The sequence below is a fragment of the Neomegalonema perideroedes DSM 15528 genome (genome assembly GCF_000374145.1).
Lineage (GTDB): Bacteria > Pseudomonadota > Alphaproteobacteria > Rhodobacterales > Rhodobacteraceae > Neomegalonema > Neomegalonema perideroedes.
This window is the reverse complement of the sequence record NZ_KB893654.1, coordinates 841,629-867,511: the sequence shown is the minus strand read 5'-3', so window position 1 is coordinate 867,511 and position 25,883 is coordinate 841,629. Positions and strand designations below refer to the sequence as shown.

Below are 25,883 nucleotides of genomic sequence, written 5' to 3'. Positions count from 1 at the left end.
TTGGCCTAAAACTTCTCTCAAGAAGCCGAGCGGACCCAGAGGCCGCAGGCGACAGGGAGGACGACATGGACACACCCATCTCGGGCGAGGAGATCGCGCGCCGGGCCAGGATCGCATCCGTGCGGGACCTGCTCATCGTGGACGATCACCCGCTGATCTGCGACGCGCTCGCCTTCACGCTCAAGCGCGCCTTCGACCTGAAGCGCGTGCGCGCCGTCTCCAGCCTCGCGGCGGCGAAAGAGAGCGTCGCGCAGGACGGGCCGCCCGACGCCGTGGCGCTGGACCTCAATCTGCCCGACGCCGAAGGGCTCGAAGGCGTGATGAGCCTGCGCCGCCTCGCCGAAGACGCGCCGCTCACGGTCATCTCCTCGACCCTCGATCCGCAGCTGGTGGAGGGCGTCATCGGCGCCGGCGCCCGGGGCTACGTGCTCAAGACGCTGGAGCGCAAGGAGATGGTCGCCGCCTTCTCGCGCATGTGGGCCGGAGACGTCGTCTTGCCCGAAGGCTGCGAAGCCGCCGTCGCCGGAGACGAGGAGGCCGCCGCCCTCGCCCGCGACTTCGCCACGCTCACGCCGCAGCAGTTCAAGATCCTGCGGCTGATCTGCGAGGGAAGGCCGAACAAGCTCATCTCCTATGAGCTCTCCATCGCCGAAGCGACGGTCAAGACGCATATCGCGGCCATCATGTCGAAGATCCGCGTCCGCAACCGCACGCAGGTGGCCTTCCTCGCCAATCGCGCGCGCATCTTCTCGCGCTGAACGGAGGCCGGATGAAGACCCGCGCGATGGAATCGGGAGAGGCCGCCCCCCGGCGCGGATCCGGCCCTAAGCCCGACGCAAGGCCCGCGGCCCGTCCAGAAGCGCCCCTCCATGCGCCCCCTCACGCGGCGAGCGCCCAAGGCTCTCCCGAGGAGGTCGCCGCCGCCATAGCCGAAGCCTTCGCCGGATTGAATCCGGCGGCGGTGATGCTCTTCGCTTCGCAGGGCGAGGCTCTGGCGCCGGTCTCGAAGCTTCTGGCCGGAGCCTTCGGCGCGCGCTGCCGGATCTTGGGCTGCTCCACGGCGGGCGAATTCGCCTGCGGACGCCCCGGCGGCGGCGGCGTGGCGGCGGTGGCCTTTCCGGCGGCGCATTTTCGGGTCCGGCCGGTCTGGCTGCGCGATCTGCGCCGCTCGGGCGCCCTCGACTGGATGGGGGCGCTGCGTCGCGCCGCCGAGGATCTGGCCGAGGAGGCGCCCGACTGGACGCGCTTCGGCGTGCTGCTCATCGACGGGCTCAGCCAACGCGAGGAATTGGTCAGCGCCATGGCCGACGCCGCCTTGCCCGGCCTGCTGACGCTCGGGGGCTCGGCGGGGGACGGGCTGCGCTTCGAGCGCGCTTGGGTGGCCCTCGACGGCGAGGCGCGGCAGGACAGCGCCGTCTTCTGCCTCATGGCCACGGATTTTCATGTGCAGGAGGTGGTCTTCGATCATATCCTCCCTACGGAGACGCGCCTCGTCGTCACCGACGCCCGGCCGGAGGACCGGCTCATCCTCGAAATCAACGCCGAGCCCGCCGTTCAGGAATACGCCCGGCTGATCGGGCTGGATCCCGCCGAACTCGGGCCGAGCGCCTTCGCCGAAAATCCGCTTCTGGCGCGCATCGGGGGGCGGAACTTCGTCCGGGCGATCAGCGAAGTCGCCGAGGGCGGCGCCCTGCGGCTGATGTCCTCGGTGGAGACGGGCATGGTCATGACCCTCGGGCGGGCGGAGAACCTCACCGACGGGCTGGAGGACCGCCTCTCGCTGCTGGAGGCCGAGCCCGCCTTGGTCCTCGGCTTCGACTGCATCCTGCGGCGCATCGCCTTAGAGCGCGCCGGGCTGGAGGAGACCGCCGGACAAATCTTCCGCCGTCATCGGGTGGCGGGCTTCAACACCTATGGCGAGCAGCATGGCGGCATGCATGTGAATCAGACCTTCGTCGGGCTGGCCTTCATGGCCCATCCCGAGAGGTCCGCCCCGGAGAGCGCGGAAGATGCCCCCTTGGACGCTTGAGGAGCCGCAGGAGGATCCGGCCCGCGCCCTCGCCAAGCTGAGGCGCATCAACGAGGCGCTCATCCGCCGCATCGACCAATTGGAGCAAACCCGCAGCTCCGCTTATGCGCTGAGTCAGGCGGCGGCCATGCTCGAAAAAGAGGTCATGGCGCGGAATCTCGATCTGGAGCGCCTGCTCGCCCAGCTCAGCGCGGCCAATCAGGAGCTGGCCATGGCCCGCGAGGCCGCCGACGAGGCCAATCGGGCGAAATCGCGTTTTCTGCGCGCCGCCAGCCATGACCTGCTTCAGCCGATGAGCGCGGCCAAGCTCTTTCTCTCGCATCTCAGCGAGGCGGCGCCCTCGCCGCTGCAACAAGATCTGATCGGGCGCATCGCCGATAACTTCGAATCCGCCGAGGAGCTGATTCAGACCCTGCTCGAAATCGCCCAGCTCGATTCGCGCAAGCTGGAGATCAACATAGGTCCGGTGTCGCTCGGGCGGCTGTTTCAAAGGCTCTCGACCGATCTTCAGGCTCAGGCCGAGGCCCGCGGGCTGGATCTGCGCTTCGTGCCCTCCTCTCGGGTGGTGCTGAGCGATCCGGCTTATTTGCGGCGGATCGCGGTGAATCTGGTCTCCAACGCGCTGAAATACACCGATGCGGGCCGGGTGATCGTCGGCGTGCGCCGCGCCCGCCCCGATCCCGACGAACCCGATGAGGAGGAAGGCGATTCCGTCTGGCTGGAGGTGCATGACACCGGGCCGGGCATCGCCCCCGAAGACCGCGAGCGCGTCTTCAACGAATTCGAACGGCTCTCGCGGGCCGACCGTCCCGGCACCGGGCTCGGGCTCTCCATCGTCAGGCGCGCCTGCCTGCAATTGGGGCATGATCTGGAGCTGCACAGCGCGCTGGGGCGAGGCTCTCTGTTTCGGGTGCGGCTGCCTCTGGCGCCGGAGGGGATCGCCTCCTCGCCGCACAGGCGCGCGCCCGAATCCGCGATCCCTCCCCCCGCCCCCGCCGAGAGCTTCGCGGGCGGCGTCGCGCTGGTGGTGGAGAATGATCCGGCCATGCGCCATGCTCTGGCCCTTTCGCTGGAGGGGCTCGGCTTCAAGGTCTTCGCGGGGGCGGGCGCCTGCGAGGCGGTGGCGGCCATCCGGCGGATCGGCCTGCGCCCGGATCTTCTGCTCAGCGATTATCGGCTCGACCATGGCGAGACCGGCGCCAAGGCCATTCTGGAGATCCGCGCCGCCTTCCGCAGCCGGATCCCCGCGCTTCTGCTCAGCGGCGAGCGGCTGGAGGAGATCCGCGCCGAAGCCCCCGATCTGCCCGCCGACGTGGATTTCCTCGCCAAGCCCTTCGCCGAAGCCGATCTGCGCGCCCGTCTGCGGCGGCTCGCGCCTCCCTCCGCAGGAGATTCGGCGTGAGGCTCAGGCCGCCCGGCCTGAGGCTGCGGCTGATTCTCGGCGCGGCGGCTCTGGCGGCTCTGGCGGTCTTCGCGGCGGGGCTGGCGGTCTGGGGCCTCTCGCGCACGCAGGCGCTGGCGGGCGAGGCCATCGCCGCCCAGCATCGTATCGAGAGTCTGAGCAGCCTCTCCGCCCGGGTGAACGAATGGGCCTTGCGGCGGATCTCGGGCACGCCGGGCGAGGCTCAGGAGGGCGCGGAGGATTTCGCCGTCACCGCCACCTTCGCCCTGCTCGACGCCCTCGCCGACGAGGATGTTCAGGCCGCGTCCGATCCCGTCGAGCGCCAGCGCCGCGAGGGGCAAAAAATCGAGATCGCGCGGCTGCGGGGCGCCTTCTCCCTTCTGGAGCGGCAATTGCGCCTCGCGGAGGAGGATTCGGCGGCCAGCATGGCGGCGCTGAGCCAGCACGCCTTGCAGGCGGATCCGCTGATCGCCGCCCGCATCCAGCAGGACGCCCGCCGCCGGGACCGCGCCGTCGGCGATCTGGAGGCCCTGAGGCTCCGGCTGAGGCGGCTCGCGCTGATTCTGGCGGCGGCGGCGCCTCTGACGCTGCTCGGGCTGCATCTGGCTTTGGCGCGGCCGCTCGGCAGGCGGCTGAGATCCGCCGCCGAAGCCGCCGAGAAACTCAGCCTCGCGCCGCTCGAAGGCGCGGGCGGCCATGACGAGCTCGGGCTTCTCTTCGCGCGCATCCGCCAGATGCGGGCGCGGCTGGACCGCCGGCAGGCGCGGCTCGCCGCCGACCGCGAAAGGCTGGAGGCCATCGTGGAGGAACGCGGCTCCGAGCTTCGGGCCGCCAATCAGCGCCTTGAGCGCGTGGACGCCGAGCGGCGGCGCTTCTTCGCCGACGTCGGCCATGAATTGCGCACCCCTCTGACGGTGATCCTCGGCGAGGCGGAATTGGGCCTGCGCGATCCTGATCCGCTCCGGCGCGAGAGCTTCGGCGCGATCCGCAGCCGGGCCTTGCGGCTTTACCGGCGCATCGAGGATCTTTTGCGCATCGCGCGCTCGGAAAGCGGGCGGCTGGACCTTGAGAGCGCTCCGACCGATCTCGGCGAGGCGCTGGCTCAGGCCGCCGAGGACGCCGCGCCTTTGCTGAAACGCGCGGGCGTGGGCTTGCGCCGGGAGGATTTGGAGGCTTTGATCGTGGAGGGCGACGCCGATTGGCTGCGTCAGGTCTTCGCGGGAGTCTTCGAGAACGCCGCCAAATACGCCGGACGCGGCGCGGTGGTCGCGGTTTCGGGGCGCCGCGCGGGCGAATCCGCCCTGATCGAGATCCGCGACGACGGGCCGGGCCTGCCGCCGGAGCGTCTGGCGCGGGCCTTCGCGCGCTTCGACCGGGCCGGACCTGAGGAGGGCCCGCCCAAAGGCGGATTCGGCGTGGGGCTGGCTCTGGCGCGCTGGGTGACGGAGGCCCACGGCGGCTCGGTGGAGGGCTTCAGCCCGGCGGCGCCGGAGGGGCGGGGCTTGGGCCTGCGCTTTCTCCTGCCGCTGGCGGAGCGAAAACGGAGCCTGAATTTGGAGGAGGAGCGCGCATGACCCGGATTCTGATCGTCGAGGACGACGCGGACATCGCCTCTCTGCTGCGGCGAGGCTTCGCGGCGGAGGGCTACGACTCCGCCTGGGAGCAAAGCTCCGCCGAGGCCCTCGCGCGGCTGAAGGCCGAAAACTTCGACGCCGCCGTGGTGGACATGATGCTCGGCGAGGAGAGCGGCGCGGATCTGCTGGCCGAGATGCGTCTGCGCGGCCATATGATGCCCGCCCTCGTGCTGAGCGCCCTCTCTCGGGTGGAGGACCGCGCGCAGGGGCTTCAGGCGGGGGCTCAGGATTACGTGGTCAAGCCCTTTCAGCTCAGCGAGCTGCTCGCGCGGCTGAGGGTGCAGCTGCTGCGGGCCGCGCCGAAGGTCGAATCCTTGCGTCTGGGAGATCTGCGCTATGATCCCTCCACGCGGATCGTCTCGGGCGGGCGGTCCTCCGGCGGGACAGGGGGGCGCAGGGTCTCGCTGACCGAGCGCGAAGGCGAGCTGATGGCCTATCTCGTCGCCCACGCCGGACAGCTGCTGACCCGCGCCGAAATCTTCACGGCGCTCTGGTCGCCGCATGGCGGCGCGACGGAGAACGTGGTGGACGTTTATCTCGGCTATCTGCGGCGCAAGCTTTCGCCGCTTTCGGATTACGGCCTCGCGCTGCGCACTTTGCGCGGCCGGGGCTTCATGCTCACGCGCGACGACGAGGAGGAGGAGACGTGAAGCTCTCCCCGCAGATCAAAATGAAGACGATGATGTTCGCGGCGCTTCTGGCGCTGGGCGGCGGCTCTTTTCTGGCGGCGCCGCAGGTTCAGGCGGGGCCTTTGTCGGATCTGCTGCTCGGCGAGAAGGCGCCCGAAAGCGGCCATCCGGGGCTCTGGCGCCATGAGCGCGTCACGCCCGCGCCCAAGCCCCGCGCGGGGCAAGGCCCGGAGATCGAGCCCCCCGCGCCTCTGCCGCCTCTGGACGAGCTTTTGCGCCTCTCCGCCGAAACCGACGCCGAGGGCCGCGCGCGGTTCGTCCTTTCGCGCGAGCCCGCCGAAGGGCGTCCGGGCGTGGAGATCGCCGAATTCCCCGCGCGCTCCGCGGGGCCTATGGCCTTATATTTCCTGGAATCCGTCGTGCGCTCCATGGCCGAGACCTCTGGCGGGAGCCCTTTCTACATCCGCAACCGCCTGCGCGAAGCCTTCGTCGCGGCGGAGTTGGGCGAAGCCGCCGCCGCTCCGGCCCCCGAAGGCGAGGTTCAGGCTCATCGCGTCGAGATCCGGCCCTTCGAGAAAGACCCCAATCGCCCGCGCATGGGCGAATTCGCGGATCTGCTGCTCGTCTTCACGATCACGCCCGAGGGCCGCCTCCTCAGCCTTTCCGCCGATACCCCCTCGGAGGAAGGGGGCTATCATGAGCGCCTCACCCTGACGCCGGAGGCTCCCTGATGCGCTCATCCGCTCTCTTCTCCGCCCTTTTCGCCGCTCTGGCCGCAGCGCCCGCCGCAGCGACCGGAGCGCTCAACGATTATCCCACCGAGGCGCGGGTCGAATACGTCTTCGGCTGCATGGCCGTGAACGGCCAGACGCCGGAGGCTCTGCGCCGCTGCTCCTGCTCCATCGACGTGATCGCCGAGATCCTGTCCTATGAGGATTACGTCGCCGCCGAGACCGTGCTGAGCATGCGGCTCGCGGCGGGCGAGCGGGCGGCGCTCTTCCGGGGCGGCGCTCCGACGGCGACCCATCTCGCGGCCCCCTTGCGCCGGGCTCAGGCCGAGGCGGAGATCCTCTGTTTCTGAGCCCCGCGATGGCCGGACTTCGTCCGCTCTTCCCCCCTTTGGCTGAATCGCCGCCTTGGGCGCGGCGGCTTATCCTTCGGGCCTCGCTCTTGGGGAGGAAATCCAAATGACCTATGAAAACGTGAAGATCCATCCGGCGGTCGACAGCGGCGTGAAGCCGGGCCTGTCGAATTTCGCGGGCGGCACGCTGGAGTGCAAATGCGCCTCCGACAAGGTGCAGGTCCGCGTCGAGGGCCAGACCGCCCATAACCACGTCTGCGGCTGCACGAAATGCTGGAAGCCGCAGGGCGCGATCTTCTCGCAGGTCGCGGTGGTCGGCCGCGACAAGGTGACCGTCACGGCCAACGCCCATAAGCTGAGCATCGTCAATGCGGCGGCGCCGATCCAGCGCCACGCCTGCACGGGCTGCGGCGTCCATATGTACGGCCGCATCGAGAACGAATCCCATCCCTTCTACGGGCTGGACTTCGTCCACACCGAGCTGTCGCAGCAGGCGGGCTGGTCTCCGGCCGAATTCGCCGCCTTCGTCTCCTCGGTGATCGAGTCGGGCGTCGAGCCTTCGCGCATGGAGGGGATCCGCGGCCGCCTCACGGAGCTGGGCCTTCAGCCCTATGACGCGCTCTCCCCGCCGCTGATGGACGCCATCGCCACCCATATCGCCAAGGCCTCGGGCGCTCTGCCCGCCTGATCCGGCGATCCTCGCGGGCTTCGGAGCGGCCTCGGGCCGCTTCGGAGCCTGAGTTTTTCCAGTCCGGCCCTTTCAGACTCAGGACGGCTTGATTTCGACTCCGCCGCCATGAGAGCAAGAGCCCCCCGGAATGCGCCGGACATCATGCGCCGAACATCATGCGCCGAACATTCCGCAAGTCCTGAAAAGATCCGCTCAGAAGACCTCTAAGGAGAAGATCATGCGTACTCGCGCCGCCGTCGCCCTCGAAGCGGGCAAGCCTCTGGAGATCATGGAGGTCAATCTCGAAGGCCCCAAGGCCGGCGAGGTTCTGGTCGAGATCAAGGCCACGGGCATCTGCCACACCGACGACTTCACCCGTTCGGGCGCCGACCCGGAAGGCATCTTCCCGTGCATCCTCGGCCATGAAGGCGCGGGCGTGGTTCTGGAGGTCGGCCCCGGCGTGACCTCGCTGAAGCCGGGCGATCATGTGATTCCGCTTTATACGCCGGAATGCCGCGAATGCCCCTCCTGCCTCAGCCGCAAGACGAATCTCTGCACGGCGATCCGCGCCACGCAGGGCAAGGGCCTCATGCCCGACGGCACCACGCGCTTCTCGATGCTCGACGGCACCCCGATCTATCACTACATGGGCTGCTCGACCTTCGCGAACCACACGGTCCTGCCGGAGATCGCCCTCGCCAAGATCCGCGAAGACGCGCCCTTCGATAAAGTCTGCTACGTCGGCTGCGGCGTGACCACCGGCGTGGGCGCGGTGATCAACACGGCGAAAGTCGAGATCGGCGCCAAGGCGGTGGTCTTCGGGCTCGGCGGCATCGGCCTGAACGTGATTCAGGGCCTGAAGCTCGCGGGCGCGAACATGATCATCGGCGTCGACATCAACGACGACCGCAAGGCCTGGGGCGAGCGCTTCGGCATGACCCACTTCGTCAACCCGACGAAGATCAAGGACGACGTCGTCCAGCACCTCGTCAATATGACCAAGACGCCCTTCGACCAGATCGGCGGCGCGGATTACACCTTCGACTGCACCGGCAACGTCAAGGTGATGCGTCAGGCGCTCGAAGCCTGCCATCGCGGCTGGGGCCAGTCGGTGGTGATCGGCGTGGCGCCGGCCGGCGCCGAGATCCAGACCCGTCCTTTCCAGCTCGTCACCGGGCGCGTCTGGAAGGGTTCGGCCTTCGGCGGCGCCCGCGGCCGCACCGACGTGCCCGAGATCGTCGAATGGTACATGGACGGCAAGATTCAGATCGACCCGATGATCACCCATCTCCTCACGCTGGACGAGATCAACAAGGGCTTCGACCTGATGCATTCCGGCGAGAGCATCCGCTCGGTGGTGGTTTACTGAGATGAGCCTCAAAACCATTTCTCAGAACCGGGCTTTCGGCGGCGTGCAGGGAGTCTTCTCCCACGCCTCCGAGGCCACGGGCGGCGAGATGACCTTCGCGGTCTATCTGCCGCCTGCGGCTCAGGCGGGCCCGGTTCCGGTTCTGTGGTATCTCTCGGGGCTGACCTGCACCCATGAGAACGCCATGACCAAGGCGGGGGCTCAGGCTTGGGCCGCCGAGGCGGGGATCGCGCTGATCTTCCCCGACACCTCGCCGCGCGGCGAGGGCGTCGCGGACGACGCGGCCTATGACCTCGGCAAGGGCGCGGGCTTTTATGTGGACGCGACCGAAAAGCCTTGGGCGCCGCATTTCAACATGTGGAGCTACATCGCCAAGGAGCTTCCGGAGGTCGTCTTCGCGAATTTCCCGCTCATCCGGGAGCTTCAGGGGATCACCGGGCATTCCATGGGCGGCCATGGCGCGCTGACTCTGGCGATGACCTTCCCCGAGGTCTATCGCTCGGTCTCGGCCTTCGCGCCCATCGCCCACCCGACGGCCTCCGATTGGGGACGCAAGCAATTCGCGGCCTATCTCGGCGCGGATGAAACGCTCTGGCGGCCGCATGACTCGACGCTGCTTCTGCGTGAAAAGGGCTATCCGGGCGAGATCCTCGTCGACCAAGGCGGGGCGGATCAATTCCTCGATCTGCTCAAGCCGGAGGCTCTGGCGGAGGCGGCGGCCAAACGGCGTCAGCCCATGACCTTCCGCATGCAGCCCGGTTACGACCATAGTTATTTCTTCGTCTCGACCTTCATGGCGGATCATGTCCGCTGGCATGCGGAGAAGCTCGCCGCGCTCTGAGCGCGCCCGAGCCCTTCAGGGTTCGAAGATCGGGGGCCGCGCCTTCCTTCATACTTTGGGGGGAAGCGCGGCCCTTCATGTTGACGCAGGGCGATTTACGGATTCAAATAAGAAAAGAATAAGAAGCCGCAGGAATCAAGCCTCCCTCGTGAGGCGGGCGGCTTCGCTTTAGGCAGGAACGTCCGCGCGGCTTTTCGGCGCGCGTCTCTCGGAGGGAGATTCATGACCAGATCCGCCATGCGCGCCGCCAAGGCCGCATTCCTTGGAGCCGCCCTTTCCGGCGCGGCCTTCTTCGGCCCCGCCCTCGCGCCCGCCCTTGCGAACGACGGCCTGCTCGCGCTCCAGGACGACCCGAAGCAATGGACCATGCAGCTCGGCGACTACGCGGGCAACCGCTATTCCGAGCTGGACCAAATCAACGCCGAGAACGTCAAGAACCTTCAGGTCTCTTGGACCTTCTCGACCGGCGTTCTGCGCGGCCATGAGGGTTCGCCTCTGGTGGTCGGCGACGTCATGTACGTCCATACGCCTTTCCCGAACACCGTCTACGCCCTCGACCTGAACGACGACGGCCGCATCCTCTGGCGCTATACGCCCCAGCAGAATCCCGAAGTCATCGGCGTGATGTGCTGCGACACGGTTTATCGCGGCCTCGCCTACGCCGACGGCGTCCTCTTCCTGCATCAGGCGGACACCACCCTCGTCGCGCTCGACGCCAAGACCGGCGACGTGAAATGGAGCGTCGTCAACGGCGATCCCGCCAAGGGCGAGACCAACACCACCACCGTTCTGCCGGTGAAGGATAAGGTCATCGTCGGCATTTCGGGCGGCGAATACGGCGTGCGCGGCCATGTGACCGCCTATAACGTCTCCGACGGCTCGATGGCCTGGCGCGCCTACTCCACCGGCCCGGACGACGAGATGCTCGTCGATCCCGAGAAGACCACGGTCCTCGGCAAGCCGGTCGGCGCGAATTCCTCGCTGGAGAGCTGGGAAGGCGATCAATGGAAGATCGGCGGCGGCACGACCTGGGGCTGGTTCACCTACGATCCTGAGGCCGATCTCGTCTATTACGGCACCGGCAACCCCTCGACCTGGAACCCCTCGCAGCGCCCCGGCGACAATAAATGGTCCATGACCATCATGGCCCGCGATCCGGACACCGGCGTGGCGCGTTGGTTCTATCAGAAGACCCCCCATGACGAATGGGATTACGACGGCATCAACGAGAACCTCCTCGTCGATCAGGAGATCGACGGCGTGGAGCGCAAGCTCTTGGTCAATTTCGACCGCAACGGCTTCGGCTACACCCTCGACCGTCTGACGGGCGAATTGCTCGTCGCCGAGAAATACGATCCGGCGGTGAACTGGGCCACCCATGTCGACATGGACCCCGCCTCCGCCACCTACGGCCGCCCTCAGGTCGTGGCCGAATTCTCCACCGAGCAGAACGGCGAAGACGTGAACTCGACGGGCATCTGCCCCGCGGCGCTCGGCTCCAAGGATCAGCAGCCCTCGGCCTTCTCGCCGAAGACCGGCCTGTTCTACGTGCCGACCAACCACGTCTGCATGGATTACGAGCCCTTCCGCGTGAGCTACACCGCCGGACAGCCCTATGTCGGCGCGACCCTCTCGATGTATCCGGCCCCCGACAGCCATGGCGGCATGGGCAACTTCATCGCCTGGGACGCCACTCAGGGCAAGATCGCCTGGTCTCTGCCGGAACGCTTCTCGGTCTGGTCGGGCGCTTTGGCCACCGCGGGCGACATCGTGTTCTACGGCACGCTGGAAGGTTATCTGAAGGCCGTGGACTCCAAGACGGGCGAGGAGCTTTACCGCTTCAAGACCCCCTCGGGCATCATCGGCAACGTCATGACCTACGAGCATAAGGGCAAGCAATATATCGGCGTGCTCTCGGGCGTCGGCGGCTGGGCGGGCATCGGCCTCGCGGCGGGTCTGACCAACGCCAACGACGGCCTCGGCGCCGTGGGCGGCTATGCGGCCCTCTCCGACTACACGGCGCTCGGCGGACAGCTGACCGTCTTCGCTCTGCCGAACTGACCCGCCCTCCCGGCGAGGCTTTTCCTGAAACCTCCCGCGCGCCGCCCCCAAAGGGCGGCGCGTTCGCGTTTTCGCGACGCGAGTCCGGCCGAGCCGGCCGCCCCATCCGGCGCGATCCTCCTGTGAAGCTCAGGAGGTTTTCCCAAACGCCGCAGGAGAGAATCCCACCAAAAGGCTGACTTCGGCGCAGGCGGCTCCGGGACTAGACTTCGGCAAAACCAAAAACTTGGGAGGATTCGCCAATGGCTTTTGAAAGCCTCAGCTTCTCGACCGCTTCGGCCCGGCGCGCGCCGCGGCTCAGATCCGCGGCCGCCGCGGCCCTTTTAGGCGTTCTGGCGGCGGGCGCGGCGCTGGCCGAGCAAAAGCACCGCGAGGACGTGGACGTGGCCGCCGCTTCGAACGACGGCATCCGCTATTTCAACGCGGAGGACGTCCCCACCTTCAACATCAACGACAAGGGCGAGCTCGATTGGCCGACCTTTTCGGGCTTCCGCCGCTATCATGCGGAATGCCACGTCTGCCACGGCCCCGACGGCGAAGGCTCCACCTACGCCCCCGCGCTGAAGAACTCCGCGCTGAATTTGGATTATTACGCCTTCCTCGAAGTCGTCGCCAGCGGTCGGCAGGTGACCGGCGCCAGCGGCAATTCGGTCATGCCCGCTTTCGGCACGAATAAGAACGTCATGTGCTATCTTGACGACATCTACAGCTATCTGCGCGCCCGCGGCGTGGACGCTCTGCCCCGCGGACGCCCCGCCAAACGCGAGCAGAAGACGGACGCCTATTCGGATCTCGAAAAGGAGTGCATGGAGGGATGACGCGCAGATCGCTCGGACGGCTGCTGTTGGCTCTGGGCGCGACGGCGGGTCTTTGCGGACCCGCCCAGGCGCAGGTCGCCGACCTCGTTTCGGAGGATTCGCTGCGGGTCTGCGCCGATCCGGCCAATTCTCCGATGTCGAACCGCGAGGGGACGGGCTTCGAGAACCAGATCGCCGAACTCATCGCCGAAAAGCGCGGGACGCCCCTGCGCTATACGTGGTTTCCCATGGTCACCGGCTTCATCCGCCAGACGCTTCAGGCGGGGCGCTGCGATCTGGTGATCGGCTACGCCCAAGGCCATGAGCTGGTCCTCAACACCAATCATTACTACACCTCGACCCATGTGCTGATCACCCGCGACGACAGCGATCTCGCGGGGGCCGCGAGCTTCGCGGATTCCCGGCTCGACGGGAAAAAGATCGGCGTGGTGGCGGGATCTCCGCCCGCCACCCATCTGGCGCGGCGCGGCATGATCGGGCTGGCCAAGGGCTATAATCTCGTGGTCGACCGGCGCGTCGAGGATCCCGCCGGGCAGATGCTCGACGATCTCGAAGCGGGCGCGATCGACGCGGCCGTCCTCTGGGGGCCCATCGGCGGGCCGCTGGTCAAAGCCCGCGAGGGCCTGACGGCGCAGCCTCTGCTCAGCGAACCGGGGACGCCGAGGCTGTTCTACCGCATCACCATGGGCGTTCGGGCGGGCGAACTGGAGTGGAAGCATGAGCTGAATTCGCTCATCCGCCGCAATCAGGCCGAGATCGACCGCATCCTGACCGAGGCGGGCGTCCCGATCCTCGATGATTACGGAACCAAGCTCAAGGAGCCGCCTCAGGCCGCGCCGAGACGCTCGGCGCCTTTCACGCCGCCCACCTGAAGACCCGAAGGGCGGGGCGAGCGGAGGAGCTTTCGCCTCCTCCGGAGAGATGACTTGCAAGCGCGGCCCAGCCGGAGAAAATGATCCGGCCTCAAAACCATGGAGGATCGCCAGCGTGACTCTCACGTCTTCGCCAGCCCAAGTTTCGGCCGTCGGCGCGCGGATCGCCGAGATCGTCGCGGCCAACGCCGGACGCGAAGGCCCGCTCCTGCCGATTCTGCATGAGATTCAGCATGAATTCGGCCATGTGCCTGAAGACGCCGTGCAGGTCATCGCCGACGGCCTGAATCTGGGCCGCGCCGAAGTCCATGGCGTGATCTCCTTCTATCATGATTTCCGCAAGGCCCCCGCCGGGCGCCATGTGCTCAAGATCTGCCGCGCCGAGGCTTGCCAATCCATGGGCTCGGAGGCTCTGGGCGCGCGGGCGCGGGAAAAGCTCGGCCTCGACTGGGGCGAGACCAGCGCCGACGGCCGCGTGACTCTGGAGGCGATCTTCTGCCTTGGGCTCTGCGCCTGCGCTCCCGCCGCCATGCTCGACGGCGAATTGCGGGCGCGGCTGGACGAGGCGGCCCTCGACGCTCTGCTGCAGGAGGCGCGCGCATGAAGCTCTATCTTCCCGCCGACGCCGCCGCCAAGGCTCTGGGCGCCGAGAAGGTCGCCGCCGCGCTGAAGGCCGAGGCCCAAAAACGCGGAATCGCGCTGGAGCTGATCCGCAACGGCTCGCGCGGCATGATCTGGCTGGAGCCTCTGCTCGAACTGGCGACGCCGCAAGGCCGCTTCGCCTTCGGCCCCATGACGCCCGAGGCCGTCCCCGCCTTTTTCGAGGATCCCGCCGCCCATCCTCTGGCTTTGGGCAAGACCGAGGATCTGCCTTGGCTGAAGCGCCAGACGCGCCTGACCTTCGCCCGCTGCGGCGTGATCGATCCGCTGAGCCTCGCCGATTATGAAGCCCACGAGGGCCTCGCGGGTCTGCGCCGGGCTTTGGAGATGGAGAAGCCCGCCCTCGTGCAGGAGGTGACGGAGTCGGGTCTGCGCGGACGCGGCGGCGCCGGATTCCCCACCGGAATCAAATGGAAGACGGTTTCGGAGGCTCCGGGGCCGCGCAAATACATCGTCTGCAACGCCGATGAAGGCGACAGCGGCACCTTCGCCGACCGCATGATCATGGAGGGCGATCCCTTCACCCTGATCGAGGGCATGATCATCGCCGGATTGGCCACGGGCGCGGAGCAAGGCTACGTCTATATCCGCTCGGAATATCCCGACGCCGTGGCCGTGATGAGCAAGGCCGTGGAGATCGGACGGGCGGCGGGGCTGCTCGGGCGCTCGGTGCTGGGCTCGGAGCGCGCCTTCGACATGGAGATCCGCGTGGGCGCAGGAGCCTATGTCTGCGGCGAGGAGACTTCTCTCCTGAATTCGCTCGAAGGCAAGCGCGGGATCGTGCGCGCCAAGCCGCCGCTCCCGGCGCTGCAAGGCTTCCTCGGGCGCCCGACGGTGGTCAATAACGTCATCTCCTTGGCGACGGTCCCGATCATCCTCGCGCGGGGCGCGCAATTCTATAAGGATTTCGGAATCGGCCGCTCGCGCGGCACCATTCCGCTCCAGATCGCCGGGAACGTCAGATATGGCGGGCTCTTCGAAGTCGCCTTCGGCCTGAGCCTCCGCGAGATCGTCGAGGACATCGGCGGCGGCACGGCTTCCGGGCGCCCCGTCAAGGCGGTGCAGATCGGCGGGCCGCTCGGGGCCTATTTCCCGCAGGCGCTCTTCGAAACCCCCTTCGGCTATGAGGAATACGCCGGACAGGGCGGCCTGATCGGCCATGCGGGCCTTGTGGTCTTCGACGACCGCGCCGATATGCTCCAGATGGCGCGCTTCGCCATGGAGTTCTGCGCGGTGGAATCCTGCGGCAAATGCACCCCCTGCCGCATCGGCGCCGTGCGGGGCATGGAGACCGTCGACCGCATCGCGCGCGGAGACCGTCGCGCGGTGGCGATTCTGCAAGATCTTTGCGAGACGATGAAATCCGGCTCCCTCTGCGCGTTGGGAGGCTTCACGCCCTATCCGGTGATGTCGGCTCTGACGCATTTCCCCGAAGATTTCGCGCGCGCTCAGGAGGCTGCGGAATGAAGGACCTCATCATCCCCGACCTGACCGACCGCGATTTCGGCACGCCCGCCTCCCGGTCGAAAAAGATGGTCACCCTGAGCGTGGACGGCTTCGAGGTGACGGTCCCGGAAGGGACGAGCGTCATGCGCGCCGCCGCCGAGGCCGGAATCGCGGTGCCCAAGCTCTGCGCCACCGACAACCTCGAATCTTTCGGCTCCTGTCGGCTCTGCCTCGTGGAGATCGAGGGCCGCGCGGGGACTCCCGCTTCCTGCACCACGCCCGTGACGCCCGGCATGAAGGTCCACACCCAGACCGAGCGCGTGAAGCAGCTCCGCAAGGGCGTGATGGAGCTTTACATCTCGGATCATCCGCTCGACTGCCTCACCTGCTCGGCCAACGGCGATTGCGAATTGCAGGATATGGCGGGCGCCGTGGGCCTGCGCGAAGTCCGTTACGAGGCCGAAGAGACACATTTCCGCGCCCGCGCCAATGGCGGCGAGGCCAATCCGCTTTTCCTGCCCAAGGACGAGAGCAATCCCTATTTCACCTATGATCCTTCGAAATGCATCGTCTGCTCGCGTTGCGTGCGGGCCTGCGAGGAGGTTCAGGGCACTTTCGCGCTGACCATCGCCGGGCGCGGCTTCGACAGCCGGGTTTCGGCGGGCGCCGTCTTCGATGATTTCCTGTCCTCGGCCTGCGTCTCCTGCGGCGCCTGCGTCCAAGCCTGCCCGACCGCCACGCTTCAGGAAAAATCGGTCATCGAGATCGGCACGCCCGATCCCGACCGCTCGCTGATCACGACTTGCGCTTATTGCGGCGTCGGATGCAGCTTCAAGGCCGAGATGCGCGGCGACGAACTCGTGCGCATGGTGCCTTGGAAGCATGGCAAGGCCAATCGCGGCCATAGCTGCGTCAAGGGCCGCTTCGCTTATGGCTACGCCAGCCATAAGGACCGCATCCTCAATCCGATGATCCGCGAGACCATCGACGAGCCTTGGCGCGAAGTCTCATGGGAAGAGGCCCTGAGCTTCGCCGCCAATCGCCTGCGCGGACTTCAGGAGACATACGGGCGTCAGTCCATCGGCGTGATCACCTCCTCGCGCTGCACCAATGAAGAAACCTATCTGGTGCAGAAGCTGACCCGCGCCGTCTTCCGCAACAACAACACCGACACCTGCGCCCGCGTCTGCCATTCCCCGACCGGCTACGGCCTCGGCCAGACCTACGGCACTTCGGCGGGCACGCAGGATTTCGACTCCGTCGAGCAAAGCGACGTCATCCTCGTCATCGGCGCCAATCCGACGGACGCCCATCCGGTCTTCGGCTCCCGCATGAAAAAGCGCCTGCGCCAAGGCGCGCAGCTCATCGTGGTGGACCCGCGCCGCACGGATCTGGTGAAGTCGCCCCATATCAAGGCGGCGCATCATCTGCCTTTGCGCCCCGGAACCAATGTGGCGGTGGTCACGGCTCTGGCTCATGTGATCGTCACGGAAGGGCTCTTCGACGAAGCCTTCATCCGCGAACGCTGCGAATGGGACGAATTTCAGGATTACGTCGAATTCGTCGCCGAGCCGCGCCATAGCCCCGAAGCCACCCAGATGCTCACGGGCGTTCCGGCGGAGGAGCTGCGCAAGGCCGCCCGGCTCTACGCCACGGGCGGCAACGCCGCCATCTATTACGGCCTCGGCGTGACGGAGCATTCGCAAGGCTCGACCACCGTCATCGGCATCGCCAATCTGGCCATGCTGACCGGCAACATCGGACGCCCCGGCGTAGGGGTGAATCCTCTGCGCGGCCAAAACAACGTGCAGGGCTCCTGCGACATGGGCAGCTTCCCCCATGAGCTTCCCGGCTATCGCCATGTGAAGGGCGAGGCCGCCCGTTCGGTCTATGAAGCGCTCTGGGGCGTGACGCTCGACCCTGAGCCGGGCCTGCGCATTCCGAACATGCTCGACGCGGCGGTCGAAGGCGCCTTCAAGGGGCTCTATTGTCAGGGCGAGGACATCCTGCAATCCGATCCGGACACCAAACATGTCTCGGCGGGGCTGGCGGCGATGGAATGCGTCATCGTGCATGACCTCTTCCTCAATGAAACCGCCAATTACGCCCATGTCTTTCTTCCGGGCTCCTCCTTCCTGGAGAAGGACGGCACCTTCACCAACGCCGAGCGCCGCATCAACCGCGTGCGCAAGGTCATGTCTCCGCGCAACGGCTACGCCGACTGGGAGATCACCCAGATGCTCGCCAACGCCATGGGCGCGGGCTGGAGCTACCAGCATCCCAGCGAGATCATGGAGGAGATCGCCGTCACCACCCCGAGCTTCGCGGGCGTGAGCTATGAGAAGATCGACGCCCTCGGCTCAGTGCAATGGCCCTGCAACGAGGCGGCGCCGGAAGGCACGCCCCTCATGCATGTCGAGGGCTTCGTCCGCGGACGCGGCAAATTCATCCGCACCGAATATATCCCGACCGATGAGAAGACCGGGCCGCGTTATCCGCTGCTGCTGACTACGGGGCGCATCCTCTCGCAATATAACGTGGGCGCTCAGACCCGCCGCACCGAGAACGTGATGTGGCATGATCAGGATCTTCTCGAGATCCACCCCCATGACGCCGAATTGCGGGGAATCCGCGAAGGCGACTGGGTGCGTCTGGCCTCGCGGGCGGGCGAGACCTCCTTGCGGGCCAAGATCACGGATCGCGTCTCGCCGGGGGTGGTCTACACCACCTTCCATCATCCCGACACTCAGGCTAACGTCGTCACCACGGATTTCTCGGATTGGGCGACCAATTGCCCGGAATATAAGGTGACGGCGGTGCAGATCACGCCCTCCAACGGGCCTTCGGAATGGCAGAAGGAATATAACCTTCAGGCCGAGGCCGCGAGGCGGATCCTCCCGGCGGCGGAATGATGTCCGAGGAGATTCCGAAGACTCATCGCCCCGCCGCCCGGATTCTCTATGCGGGCGGCGCGGTTGCGGCCAGCGAGCGCCTGCTGCCGGAGGAAACCCCCATCGCCCTGAGCTTCAACGGCTCGACTCAGGCGGTGATGATGGCTTCTCCGCAGGATCTGGAGGATTTCGCCTATGGCTTCGCGCTCACCGAGGGCATAGCGCGCCCCGAGGAGATCGAGAGCGTCACGGTCCAGCCGACCAGCTTGGGAGTGGATCTGCAAATCTGGCTGAAGGACGAGGCCGAGGCCAGATTGACCGCGCGTCGGCGGAGCATGGTCGGGCCGGTGGGCTGCGGGCTTTGCGGCATCGACAGCCTTGAAGAGGCCGCCCGCAAGCCGCGCCAAACGCCGGATTCCGATTTCCGCATCCGCCCTGAGGAGATCCTCGAAGCCATGCGGGCCCTGCGCGCCCATCAGCCTTTGCACGACGTCACGCGGGCGGTCCATGCGGCGGGATTCTGGGAGCCGGGCGCGGGCCTGACCCTCGCCCGCGAGGACGTGGGCCGCCATAACGCCCTCGATAAGCTGGCGGGGGCTCTGGCGCGGCGCGGCCTCGGAGAGGGCCTTTCGGGCGCTCTGGTCCTGACGAGCCGCGTCTCCATCGACATGGTGCAGAAGGCGGCGGCTTTGGGCGCGCCGATGATTCTGGCGGTCTCCGCCCCGACGGCCTCCGCCGTGGCCATGGCCGAAGAGGCGGGGCTCACGCTGGCCGCCCTCGCCCGAGAGGATCGCTTCGAGATTTTCGCCCATCCGCGCCGCATTCTGCTGGAGAACCCGGCCCATGTCGTCCTCTAAAACCTCCTCTGAAGCCTCCTCTGACGCCGAAGCCCACGCCGATCCTGCGGCGCGCCTGATCCATATGGCCAATCAGATCGCCAAGACCATGGAGACGCGGAGGGACTTCATTCCCGCCGAGGGGCTGGCCTCGCATATCAACGACTTCTGGGAGCCGCGCATGAGGCGCAAGCTCTTCGAACTTCTGGCCGAGAGGCCGGAGGCTCTGCGCCCGCTCGTGCATGAGGCCGCGCCGCTCATCCGCAAGCCGCCGCCCGAAGGCGCCTGAGCCTTCCTGAAACGCCCTCCCAAGGCTTCCACCTTTTTTGTGGTCGCATTTTCGCGACGCGAAGCCTTTCGGCCTCGCTGGAAAATGCATCGGCCTTTTATTTGGTCGCATTTTCGCGACGCGAAGCCTTCGGCCTCGCTGGAAAATGCATCGGCCTTTTTTGTGGTCGCATTTTCGCGACGCGAAGCCTTCGGCCTCGCTGGAAAATGCTCAGCGCCCGCGCAAAAACCCCTTCAGAAAGGCGGAGGCGTCGAAATTCTCCGCGCCGCCGCCGTAAATCGCCCGGTCGAGGCTCTCCAGCCGCGCCAGACGCGCCGGGCTCTGCGCCTCGCGGGCCGAGAGCCAAGCCTCCGCCGCCCCGCGCAGAGCCAGAAGATCGCCGCCGCGCGCCGCCGCCCTGAGCCGCAGAAAAGGCCCCGGCGCCAGCCTCCGGCGCAGCCGCGCCCAAGCCGCGCCGAAAGCCCCCGTCCGCTCCGGGGCGTAGCTCCGCCCGAGCAGCGCCAAACCTCCGCCCATGCCGAGCAGCAGCGCGAGAACCGTCCCCCAGCGGCTGGCCGGAGAGGTCTCGCCGCCCTGAATCTGCGAGCTGGCGAAACTGGCGTAGCCGATGGACATGGCGGGAATCTCGATGCGGTCCATCTCGCGGGTCAGAGTGTTGAAGAAGGGAATGGGGATCGCCCGGATCACCCCCGGCTCGCCGGTCTCGGGACGAAAACTCCAGCGCCAGACCACCGTCGCCACCGGGCCCTGAGGCGTGCGCTCAAGGCGGCGCTCGGTGGGCGTGGTGAAGGTGATGAGCCATTCCTCGTCGATGGCCGGACGCGGCGGCAGCATCTCCGGCAGAACGCCCCAAGCCCGCAGAGTCACGGTGCGGGTCACGGTCTCGCCGTCCTTCAGCGCGGAGGGATCGGCGCTGAAGCTCTCCTCGGCCTCCACCCGCGAAGAGGCGAAGCGCCATGCGGTTTCGCGCTCATAGGGCGTCAGGCCATGCATCCCATGGGGGCTGTCGATGGGCTCCTCAGGCATGGGCGAGACCGAAAGCGTCAGAGGCTGCGCCTTGACCGTCATCGGCTGACGGTCTCCGGCGGCGGTGATGATGGTCAGATCATGCTCGGCGGGGCCGAAATTCGAGAGCCCCCCATGTTTGGGAAAAATCGCCAAGGGCCGCTCGAAGGTCAGAAAGGCGCGGCCTTCGATGCGCTCCTCGCGCCAGCGGTCGGGGCCGAGCTGAATCCAGTCGAAATCCGCCGAGGGCGAGAGGGTCATCTTCTCCAGAGCGATCTTGCGGTCATAGATTCCGCGCAGGGTGGTCAAGACCATCTCGCCCTGAATGATCGAGGAGGAGGTGGGATGCGGCACGAAGCTCAGGGTCTTCTCGCCGAGGCCCTCCTCGGCCTGAGCGGCGCAGACGGAGAGCGACAGAATCAGCAAAGCCAGCCTCACCATGGGTCTCCTCCCTCATGGGGCACGAAGCCCAGAGAAATCCGGCGCTGATTCTCATCGGCCAGACGCAGACGCAGGAATTCGCCCGGATCATCGGCGAGTCCCTCCAGCCAAGCGTCGTCCGCCACGCGGCCGCCCTCGTCCAGAGGCTTGCGCAGATGCGAAAAGCTCTCGACCGGAGGCCCCGAGGGCTGTGCGACCTTCACCGCGATGCGCCCTTTGCCGTCGCTCTCGCCGACCACCACCGGCGCATAGCGCGAAACCACCGCGCGATTGTCGCGGGCTTGGGCGTCCACGGGATTGGCGAAAAGGACCGCGTCGAAATAGGCCACCGAAAGCGCGTAACGCCCCGTGGCGGCCAGAGAGAGCCCGCGGTTATAGGTCGAGCTGCGCCCGGCTTCGGCGAAAGCGCGGTCGGCGGCGGCGTAGTCTCCCGCCTGATAAAGCGCCGCGCCGCGCGTCGCCGGATCGGAGATCAGCTTCGCCGCCAGCCCCGGCGCCCCCAGAACCAAAGCCAGCTTTCCAGCCCCCGCCGCGCCGCCCGCCGCCAGAGCCGCCGCTCCCGCCAGAGCCAGCCAAAGCCGCAAGCGCCTCATGACGCGCCTCCTGTCCTGCGGATCGGGGCCTCGCGCCGGAAGAGGATCAGCGCGAAAGGCAGAGCCGCCAGCAGAATCCAGCGCCCGAAATCCTCGAAGGCCTGAGGCGCCAGCGGACTCCGCGCCAGAACGCCCCGCCGCGCCCGGGAAATCGCCTCCATCGCGGCGCCGGGATCGCGGGCCGGAGCGAAGGCCCCGCCGCCCGCCGCCGCCAGACGCCGCAAAGCCTCGGGATCGGCGGGGGGGGCGCCTTCGGGCGGCGGGCGGTCCAGACCCAGAGCCCAGACCCGCGCGCCCTCGGCCTTGAGCCGCGCGGCCTCCTCCTCGGCGTGGAGGCCGATCCCCGCGCCGTCGCTGATGAAAATAATATCCGCGCCTAAAAGTCCCGGACGCGTCGCCGCCCCCGCCTCGCCGAAGAGCGCCCGCGCCTGATTCAAAGCGAAATCCGGACGGCTGCCGGTCACGGGCATGGTGTCGGGCCCCAAAGCGCCGATGAGGGTTTCGAGCGTCGCGGCGTCGGTGGTGGGGGCGCTGGCCAGATAGGCGTCGGCGGCGTAGAGGATCAGACCGATGGGGCGGCCCTCGGCGCGACTGAGGATCCATGCGGCGGCGGCTTGGGCGTCGGCGAGGTTCTCGCTCCGCGCCACGGAAGGCGAAAGGTCGAAGGCGATGAGGATCGGATCCACGCGCTCATAGCTCGTTTCGGAAAGCCGCAGCCGCGCCGGACCGCTCAGAGCAAGGGCGGTCAGGGCCGCCGCCGCGAGAGGCGCCAGAACCGCGAGATCGCGGCCTCCGGGGGCGAAGCGGCCCATCTCCTGAAGCTTCGCGCGGACCTCCGGCGCGAGGAGGGCGGCCCAGGCCCCGGCGCGGCGGCGGCGCCAGACCCAGAAGCCCGCCGCCGCCAGCAGCGGAATCGCCAGCAGCCACCAAGGCCGCAACATAAGGACGTCGCCCGTCATCGCCGCGCCTCCCGCAAGATCCCCAGCCCCAGAGCCGCCAGAAAAGCCGCCATGGCGGGCCAGATCCACAAAGGCCGCGCCACGGTCACCGGCGGACGCCCGGAGGGATTGGGCTCCAGCCGGTCCAGCTCCTCGGCCATGGCTTCGAGATCCTCCATGCCGCGCACGCGCCAGCTTCTCCCGCCGCTCTCCTCGGCGATGAGGCGCAAGGCGGCGGAATCCACCGCGTCGCGCGAGGCGGGACGGGTCTCCAGATCCTCCGGCCCGAGGGCGATGCTGTGGATGCGCACGCCGTGGCTCGCCGCCAGAGCCGCCACCTGCGCCGCCTCGATGCGGCGGCTGGTGTCGCGCCCGTCGGAGAGCAGCACGATGACGCGGCTCGGGGCTTCGGAGGCCGCCGCCCGCTTCAGCGCCAGCCCGAGGCCCTCGGAAAGCGCGGTGGCGCGTCCGGCGAAGCCGATCTGCGCCTCCTCCACCGCCTGACGCGCCGCCGCGAGGTCATAGGTCAGAGGCGCCGCCACGAAGGCCCGGTCCGCGAAGAGCGTCAGCCCGACGCGGTCGCCGCGCCGCCCCTCCACGAAGCGGGCGGCTACGCGCTTCACCGCCTCCAGACGCGAGACGCGTTCGCCGTCGAGGTCGAAATCTTCGATCAGCATGCTGCCGGAGAGATCCAGCGCCAGCATGATGTCGCGGCCCGAAGCGCTGACGTCCGGAACCGCCTCCAGCCGCTGCGGCCCCGCCAGAGCCAGAACCAGCCCCAGCCAGAGCAACATCCGCAGCATCAGGGCCCCCGCCCCGCCCTCGCCCGCCGGACCTGAGGGCCGCGCCGCCGAGGCCAGCCCCTCCGGCAGCTCCAGAGCGCCCGAAGCCGCCGCGCGGGGCGGCGCCCAAAGCCGGATCGCCAGAGGCAAAGGCGCCAGCAGCAAGGCCCAAGGGGTCGAGAAGGCGAAATCCCCGATCATGGCCGCGCCTTTCGCAGGGCGCGCAAAGCGGCTTCGAGGCGATCCGCCAGAGCCGCGCGCTCGGAGGCTTCGGCGGGAGCGTAAAGCGCCGCGCGCAAATCTTCGGGCGGCGTCAGGCCGAGATTCCGCGCCAGCTCCATCAGCCCGAGAATCCGCGTCTCGGCGGGAGCTTCGCGCAAAGCCTTCAGACGATCCTCAAGCTTCGCCCGGCGCTTCAGCCTCAGCCATGGCCGCGCGACCTCGAAGAGCAGCAAGGCCGCCAGAAGCCCCAAGCCCAAAGCCGTGGCGATCTCCGGCCAGCCGAGCCCCGCGAAGCCTTCCGGCAAACGCGGCGGATGCAGATCGCGGATGGGGTCAAGCGGCTCCATCTGGGCCTCCGATCTCGGAGACTTGCAGCCCCTGACGCTCCAGAGAGCTTTTCAGCGCCGCCAGACGCGCCGGAAGCCCGTCGAAACGCCCGAATCCCGCCTCTCCCGCCTCGTCGAGATAGGGAAGCAGACCTGTGGGCGGCGCGCGCTCGAAATCCTCCGTGGCGAGCAGAACCCGCAAAGGCCCCCGCCGCCGGATCTCGCCGAAGGCCGCGTCGAGGCTCGCGCCGGGGCGGTCGAAGGCGCTGGCGAGCAACAGGCTCGCGCCCCGAGGGGCCAGACGCGCCGCGCGCAGAAGATCCGGCGCCAATTCGCGCGCAGACCCCTCCGTCAGCGCCGAAGCCGCCAGAGCCGAAGCATGGGCGCGCTCCAGAAATCCCGCGACTAAAGCCGCCCCGCGCGCCCGTCCAGCCGGAGCCCGCCAGAGCAGCCCCGCCTCCGTCAGCGCCGCCGCCGCGACGGTCCCGCCCTCCTCCAGCGCGCGCCATGCCTCGATCATCAGCGCCTCGGCGGCGGCGACGGAGCGAAACCGCGCCACGCCCCAGAGCATCGGGCGGCGGAAATCGGCGATGAGCGTCAAAGCGCGGTCGCGGTCCTCATGAAAGGCGCGGACCTGCGGCGCGCCGCTGCGGGCGGTGGCGGCGGCGTCGATCCAGCGCGGATCGTCGCCTTCGACGTAAGGCCGCAATTCGCGGATCTCATGGCCCTGCCCGCGCGGACGGGCGGGCGCGCTCCCCGGACGCCGCGCCAGAGCCGGAGCCTCGCGGCGCCCGGCCAGAGCCCGCCCCCTCAGCGCCATGAGCGCCTCGGCGGAGACCTCAGTAAGGCCGGACATGGGCCAGCAGCCGCGCGACGATCTCGCGGGAATCCACCCCCTCGGCGGAGGCGCGCCAGCTCGGGATGAGCCGATGGGCCAGAGCGTCGGGCGCGAGGGCCTCCACGTCTTCGGGCAGGGCGTGGCCGCGGCCATGGAGCAAGGCCCGCGCCCGCGCCGCCGCCGCCAGAGCCAAAGTCCCGCGCGGCGAAACGGCGTGAGCGATCAGCCCCTCCAAAGGCCCGCCCCCGGTTTCGCGGGCGCCCATGGTCAGGCGCACGATATAGTCTTTCAGCGGCGGCGCCAGATGCACACGGGCCGTCGCCGCCTTGGCCGCGCGGATTTCGGCGGAGGTCAGGCGCAAAGGCGGCGGCGCAGGCGCGTCGGCGCGGGTTTCGGTCTCCACGAGGTCGAGAATCGCCCTTTCGGCCTCGGCGCCGGGCAGATCGAGCTTCACATGCAGGAGAAAGCGGTCGAGCTGCGCCTCCGGCAAGGGGAAGGTGCCCTCATGCTCGATGGAGTTTTGCGTGGCCGCCACCATGAAGGGATCCGGCAGGAGCCGCGTGACGCCGCCCGCCGTGACCTGACCTTCGGCCATGGCCTCCAGCAGCGCGGATTGCGTCTTCGGCGGGGCGCGGTTGATCTCGTCCACGAGCAGGAGAGAATGGAACAAAGGCCCCTGAACGAAGTCGAATTCCTCGCTGGCGCGGCGGAAGACCTGCGCGCCGATCAGATCGGAGGGCATGAGGTCCGGCGTGCATTGCACGCGGGCGAAGCCCCCGGCCCCGCCTGAAGCCTCCTCCGAATCTCCGCCCAGATCCAGCCCTTCGGCCAGACGGCGCACGGCGCGGGTCTTGGCGAGGCCCGGCGGCCCCTCGATCAAGGCGTGTCCGCCCGCCAGAAGCGCGATCATCAAACGCTCGACGAGATGCTCATGGCCAATGAGGCCCTCGCGGATCCACGCGGCCAGCCGCGCCGGCGCCTCGGCGGCGGCGGGCGCCTTCACGGCGTCCATGGTCTTCCTCCCGAAATTCTTCACGACGGGCGTTCTGCGGCCCTTTCGCCGACCATCTTGGCGCCGTCGCGCGCGGGGCGCCACCCGTCGCGCGCCTCTCCGGCCTCCACCTTAAGAAGGAGATAAGAAAGGGCGCCGGAAGATCCCGGCGCCGTCATGAATCGCGGACGCGCGGCGATGAAGTGAGGAAATCGCGCG

General features: G+C 68.1%; 25 protein-coding genes. 18 read left to right on the top strand and 7 right to left on the bottom strand.

The genetic code is table 11. The annotated features are described in order from the left end of the window. The first annotated feature begins 65 nt into the window (after positions 1-65). The 18 genes from B161_RS0111250 (at position 66) to B161_RS0111165 (ending at position 19,528) form a co-directional block, all read left to right on the top strand. A complete protein-coding gene (locus B161_RS0111250) occupies positions 66-758 on the top strand; it encodes a response regulator (protein WP_018633504.1) in 693 nt (230 codons plus the stop codon). An 11-nt stretch (positions 759-769) separates the two neighbouring features. Then, positions 770-2,029: an FIST N-terminal domain-containing protein gene (locus tag B161_RS17885; protein WP_018633503.1), complete on the top strand. Its 1,260-nt coding sequence runs from the start codon at positions 770-772 to the stop codon at positions 2,027-2,029. Then, on the top strand, positions 2,010-3,431 hold the full coding sequence (locus tag B161_RS0111240) for an ATP-binding response regulator (protein WP_018633502.1): 1,422 nt from the start codon (positions 2,010-2,012) through the stop codon (positions 3,429-3,431). The genes B161_RS17885 and B161_RS0111240 overlap by 20 nt, the downstream gene beginning before the upstream one ends. Next, complete coding sequence (locus B161_RS0111235) at positions 3,428-5,005, top strand: ATP-binding protein (protein ID WP_018633501.1); 1,578 nt, start codon at positions 3,428-3,430, stop codon at positions 5,003-5,005. The genes B161_RS0111240 and B161_RS0111235 overlap by 4 nt, the downstream gene beginning before the upstream one ends. Further along, positions 5,002-5,715 carry a response regulator transcription factor gene (locus B161_RS0111230; protein ID WP_018633500.1) on the top strand — a complete coding sequence of 238 codons (714 nt, stop codon included), beginning with the start codon at positions 5,002-5,004 and terminating at the stop codon, positions 5,713-5,715. Before B161_RS0111235 ends, B161_RS0111230 begins: the two co-directional genes overlap by 4 nt. Then, positions 5,712-6,425, top strand: coding sequence for a hypothetical protein (locus tag B161_RS17880; RefSeq protein ID WP_018633499.1), 714 nt, complete (start codon positions 5,712-5,714; stop codon positions 6,423-6,425). Before B161_RS0111230 ends, B161_RS17880 begins: the two co-directional genes overlap by 4 nt. Next, positions 6,425-6,775, top strand: coding sequence for a hypothetical protein (locus tag B161_RS0111220; protein WP_018633498.1), 351 nt, complete (start codon positions 6,425-6,427; stop codon positions 6,773-6,775). The genes B161_RS17880 and B161_RS0111220 overlap by 1 nt, the downstream gene beginning before the upstream one ends. 106 nt (positions 6,776-6,881) lie before the next feature. After that, positions 6,882-7,463, top strand: coding sequence for an S-(hydroxymethyl)glutathione synthase (gfa, locus tag B161_RS0111215; protein ID WP_026310381.1), 582 nt, complete (start codon positions 6,882-6,884; stop codon positions 7,461-7,463). A 220-nt stretch (positions 7,464-7,683) separates the two neighbouring features. Next, positions 7,684-8,814, top strand: coding sequence for an S-(hydroxymethyl)glutathione dehydrogenase/class III alcohol dehydrogenase (locus B161_RS0111210; protein WP_026310380.1), 1,131 nt, complete (start codon positions 7,684-7,686; stop codon positions 8,812-8,814). Between the two features lies 1 nt (position 8,815). After that, positions 8,816-9,655, top strand: a complete 840-nt coding sequence (gene fghA, locus B161_RS0111205) for an S-formylglutathione hydrolase (protein WP_018633495.1) — start codon at positions 8,816-8,818, stop codon at positions 9,653-9,655. Between the two features lie 222 nt (positions 9,656-9,877). Next, positions 9,878-11,716 carry a methanol/ethanol family PQQ-dependent dehydrogenase gene (locus B161_RS0111200; protein WP_018633494.1) on the top strand — a complete coding sequence of 613 codons (1,839 nt, stop codon included), beginning with the start codon at positions 9,878-9,880 and terminating at the stop codon, positions 11,714-11,716. 242 nt (positions 11,717-11,958) lie between these two features. Then, positions 11,959-12,534 carry a c-type cytochrome, methanol metabolism-related gene (locus B161_RS0111195; protein WP_018633493.1) on the top strand — a complete coding sequence of 192 codons (576 nt, stop codon included), beginning with the start codon at positions 11,959-11,961 and terminating at the stop codon, positions 12,532-12,534. Beyond that, the gene (locus B161_RS0111190) at positions 12,531-13,406 is read left to right on the top strand and encodes a substrate-binding domain-containing protein (RefSeq protein WP_018633492.1); all 876 of its coding nucleotides are present in this window, start codon (positions 12,531-12,533) and stop codon (positions 13,404-13,406) included. The genes B161_RS0111195 and B161_RS0111190 overlap by 4 nt, the downstream gene beginning before the upstream one ends. 115 nt (positions 13,407-13,521) lie before the next feature. Continuing rightward, positions 13,522-14,010: a formate dehydrogenase subunit gamma gene (locus tag B161_RS0111185; RefSeq protein WP_018633491.1), complete on the top strand. Its 489-nt coding sequence runs from the start codon at positions 13,522-13,524 to the stop codon at positions 14,008-14,010. Then, the gene (locus B161_RS0111180) at positions 14,007-15,533 is read left to right on the top strand and encodes a formate dehydrogenase beta subunit (protein ID WP_018633490.1); all 1,527 of its coding nucleotides are present in this window, start codon (positions 14,007-14,009) and stop codon (positions 15,531-15,533) included. Before B161_RS0111185 ends, B161_RS0111180 begins: the two co-directional genes overlap by 4 nt. After that, positions 15,530-18,424 (top strand): formate dehydrogenase subunit alpha, encoded by a 2,895-nt coding sequence (gene fdhF / locus B161_RS0111175; protein WP_018633489.1) that lies wholly within the window; start codon positions 15,530-15,532, stop codon positions 18,422-18,424. The genes B161_RS0111180 and fdhF overlap by 4 nt, the downstream gene beginning before the upstream one ends. Further along, positions 18,424-19,260 carry a formate dehydrogenase accessory sulfurtransferase FdhD gene (fdhD, locus tag B161_RS0111170; protein WP_018633488.1) on the top strand — a complete coding sequence of 279 codons (837 nt, stop codon included), beginning with the start codon at positions 18,424-18,426 and terminating at the stop codon, positions 19,258-19,260. The genes fdhF and fdhD overlap by 1 nt, the downstream gene beginning before the upstream one ends. Next, complete coding sequence (locus tag B161_RS0111165; protein ID WP_157755610.1) at positions 19,247-19,528, top strand: formate dehydrogenase subunit delta; 282 nt, start codon at positions 19,247-19,249, stop codon at positions 19,526-19,528. Before fdhD ends, B161_RS0111165 begins: the two co-directional genes overlap by 14 nt. A 210-nt stretch (positions 19,529-19,738) precedes the next feature. Here B161_RS0111165 and B161_RS0111160 read toward each other — a convergent pair whose 3' ends face one another. The 7 genes from B161_RS0111160 to B161_RS0111130 are packed head-to-tail and all read right to left on the bottom strand — an operon-like array spanning position 19,739 to position 25,685. Further along, a complete protein-coding gene (locus tag B161_RS0111160; RefSeq protein WP_018633486.1) occupies positions 19,739-20,974 on the bottom strand; it encodes a BatD family protein in 1,236 nt (411 codons plus the stop codon). After that, complete coding sequence (locus tag B161_RS0111155; protein WP_018633485.1) at positions 20,968-21,567, bottom strand: hypothetical protein; 600 nt, start codon at positions 21,565-21,567, stop codon at positions 20,968-20,970. Before B161_RS0111155 ends, B161_RS0111160 begins: the two co-directional genes overlap by 7 nt. Beyond that, entirely contained in the window at positions 21,564-22,526 is a 963-nt protein-coding gene (locus B161_RS0111150) for a vWA domain-containing protein (RefSeq protein WP_018633484.1), read from the bottom strand. The genes B161_RS0111155 and B161_RS0111150 overlap by 4 nt, the downstream gene beginning before the upstream one ends. Next, on the bottom strand, positions 22,523-23,488 hold the full coding sequence (locus B161_RS0111145; RefSeq protein WP_018633483.1) for a VWA domain-containing protein: 966 nt from the start codon (positions 23,486-23,488) through the stop codon (positions 22,523-22,525). The genes B161_RS0111150 and B161_RS0111145 overlap by 4 nt, the downstream gene beginning before the upstream one ends. Further along, entirely contained in the window at positions 23,485-23,856 is a 372-nt protein-coding gene (locus tag B161_RS18945; RefSeq protein ID WP_018633482.1) for a hypothetical protein, read from the bottom strand. The genes B161_RS0111145 and B161_RS18945 overlap by 4 nt, the downstream gene beginning before the upstream one ends. Further along, complete coding sequence (locus B161_RS17870) at positions 23,843-24,691, bottom strand: DUF58 domain-containing protein (protein WP_018633481.1); 849 nt, start codon at positions 24,689-24,691, stop codon at positions 23,843-23,845. The genes B161_RS18945 and B161_RS17870 overlap by 14 nt, the downstream gene beginning before the upstream one ends. Then, the gene (locus B161_RS0111130) at positions 24,675-25,685 is read right to left on the bottom strand and encodes an AAA family ATPase (protein ID WP_018633480.1); all 1,011 of its coding nucleotides are present in this window, start codon (positions 25,683-25,685) and stop codon (positions 24,675-24,677) included. Before B161_RS0111130 ends, B161_RS17870 begins: the two co-directional genes overlap by 17 nt. Positions 25,686-25,883: the final 198 nt, after the last annotated feature.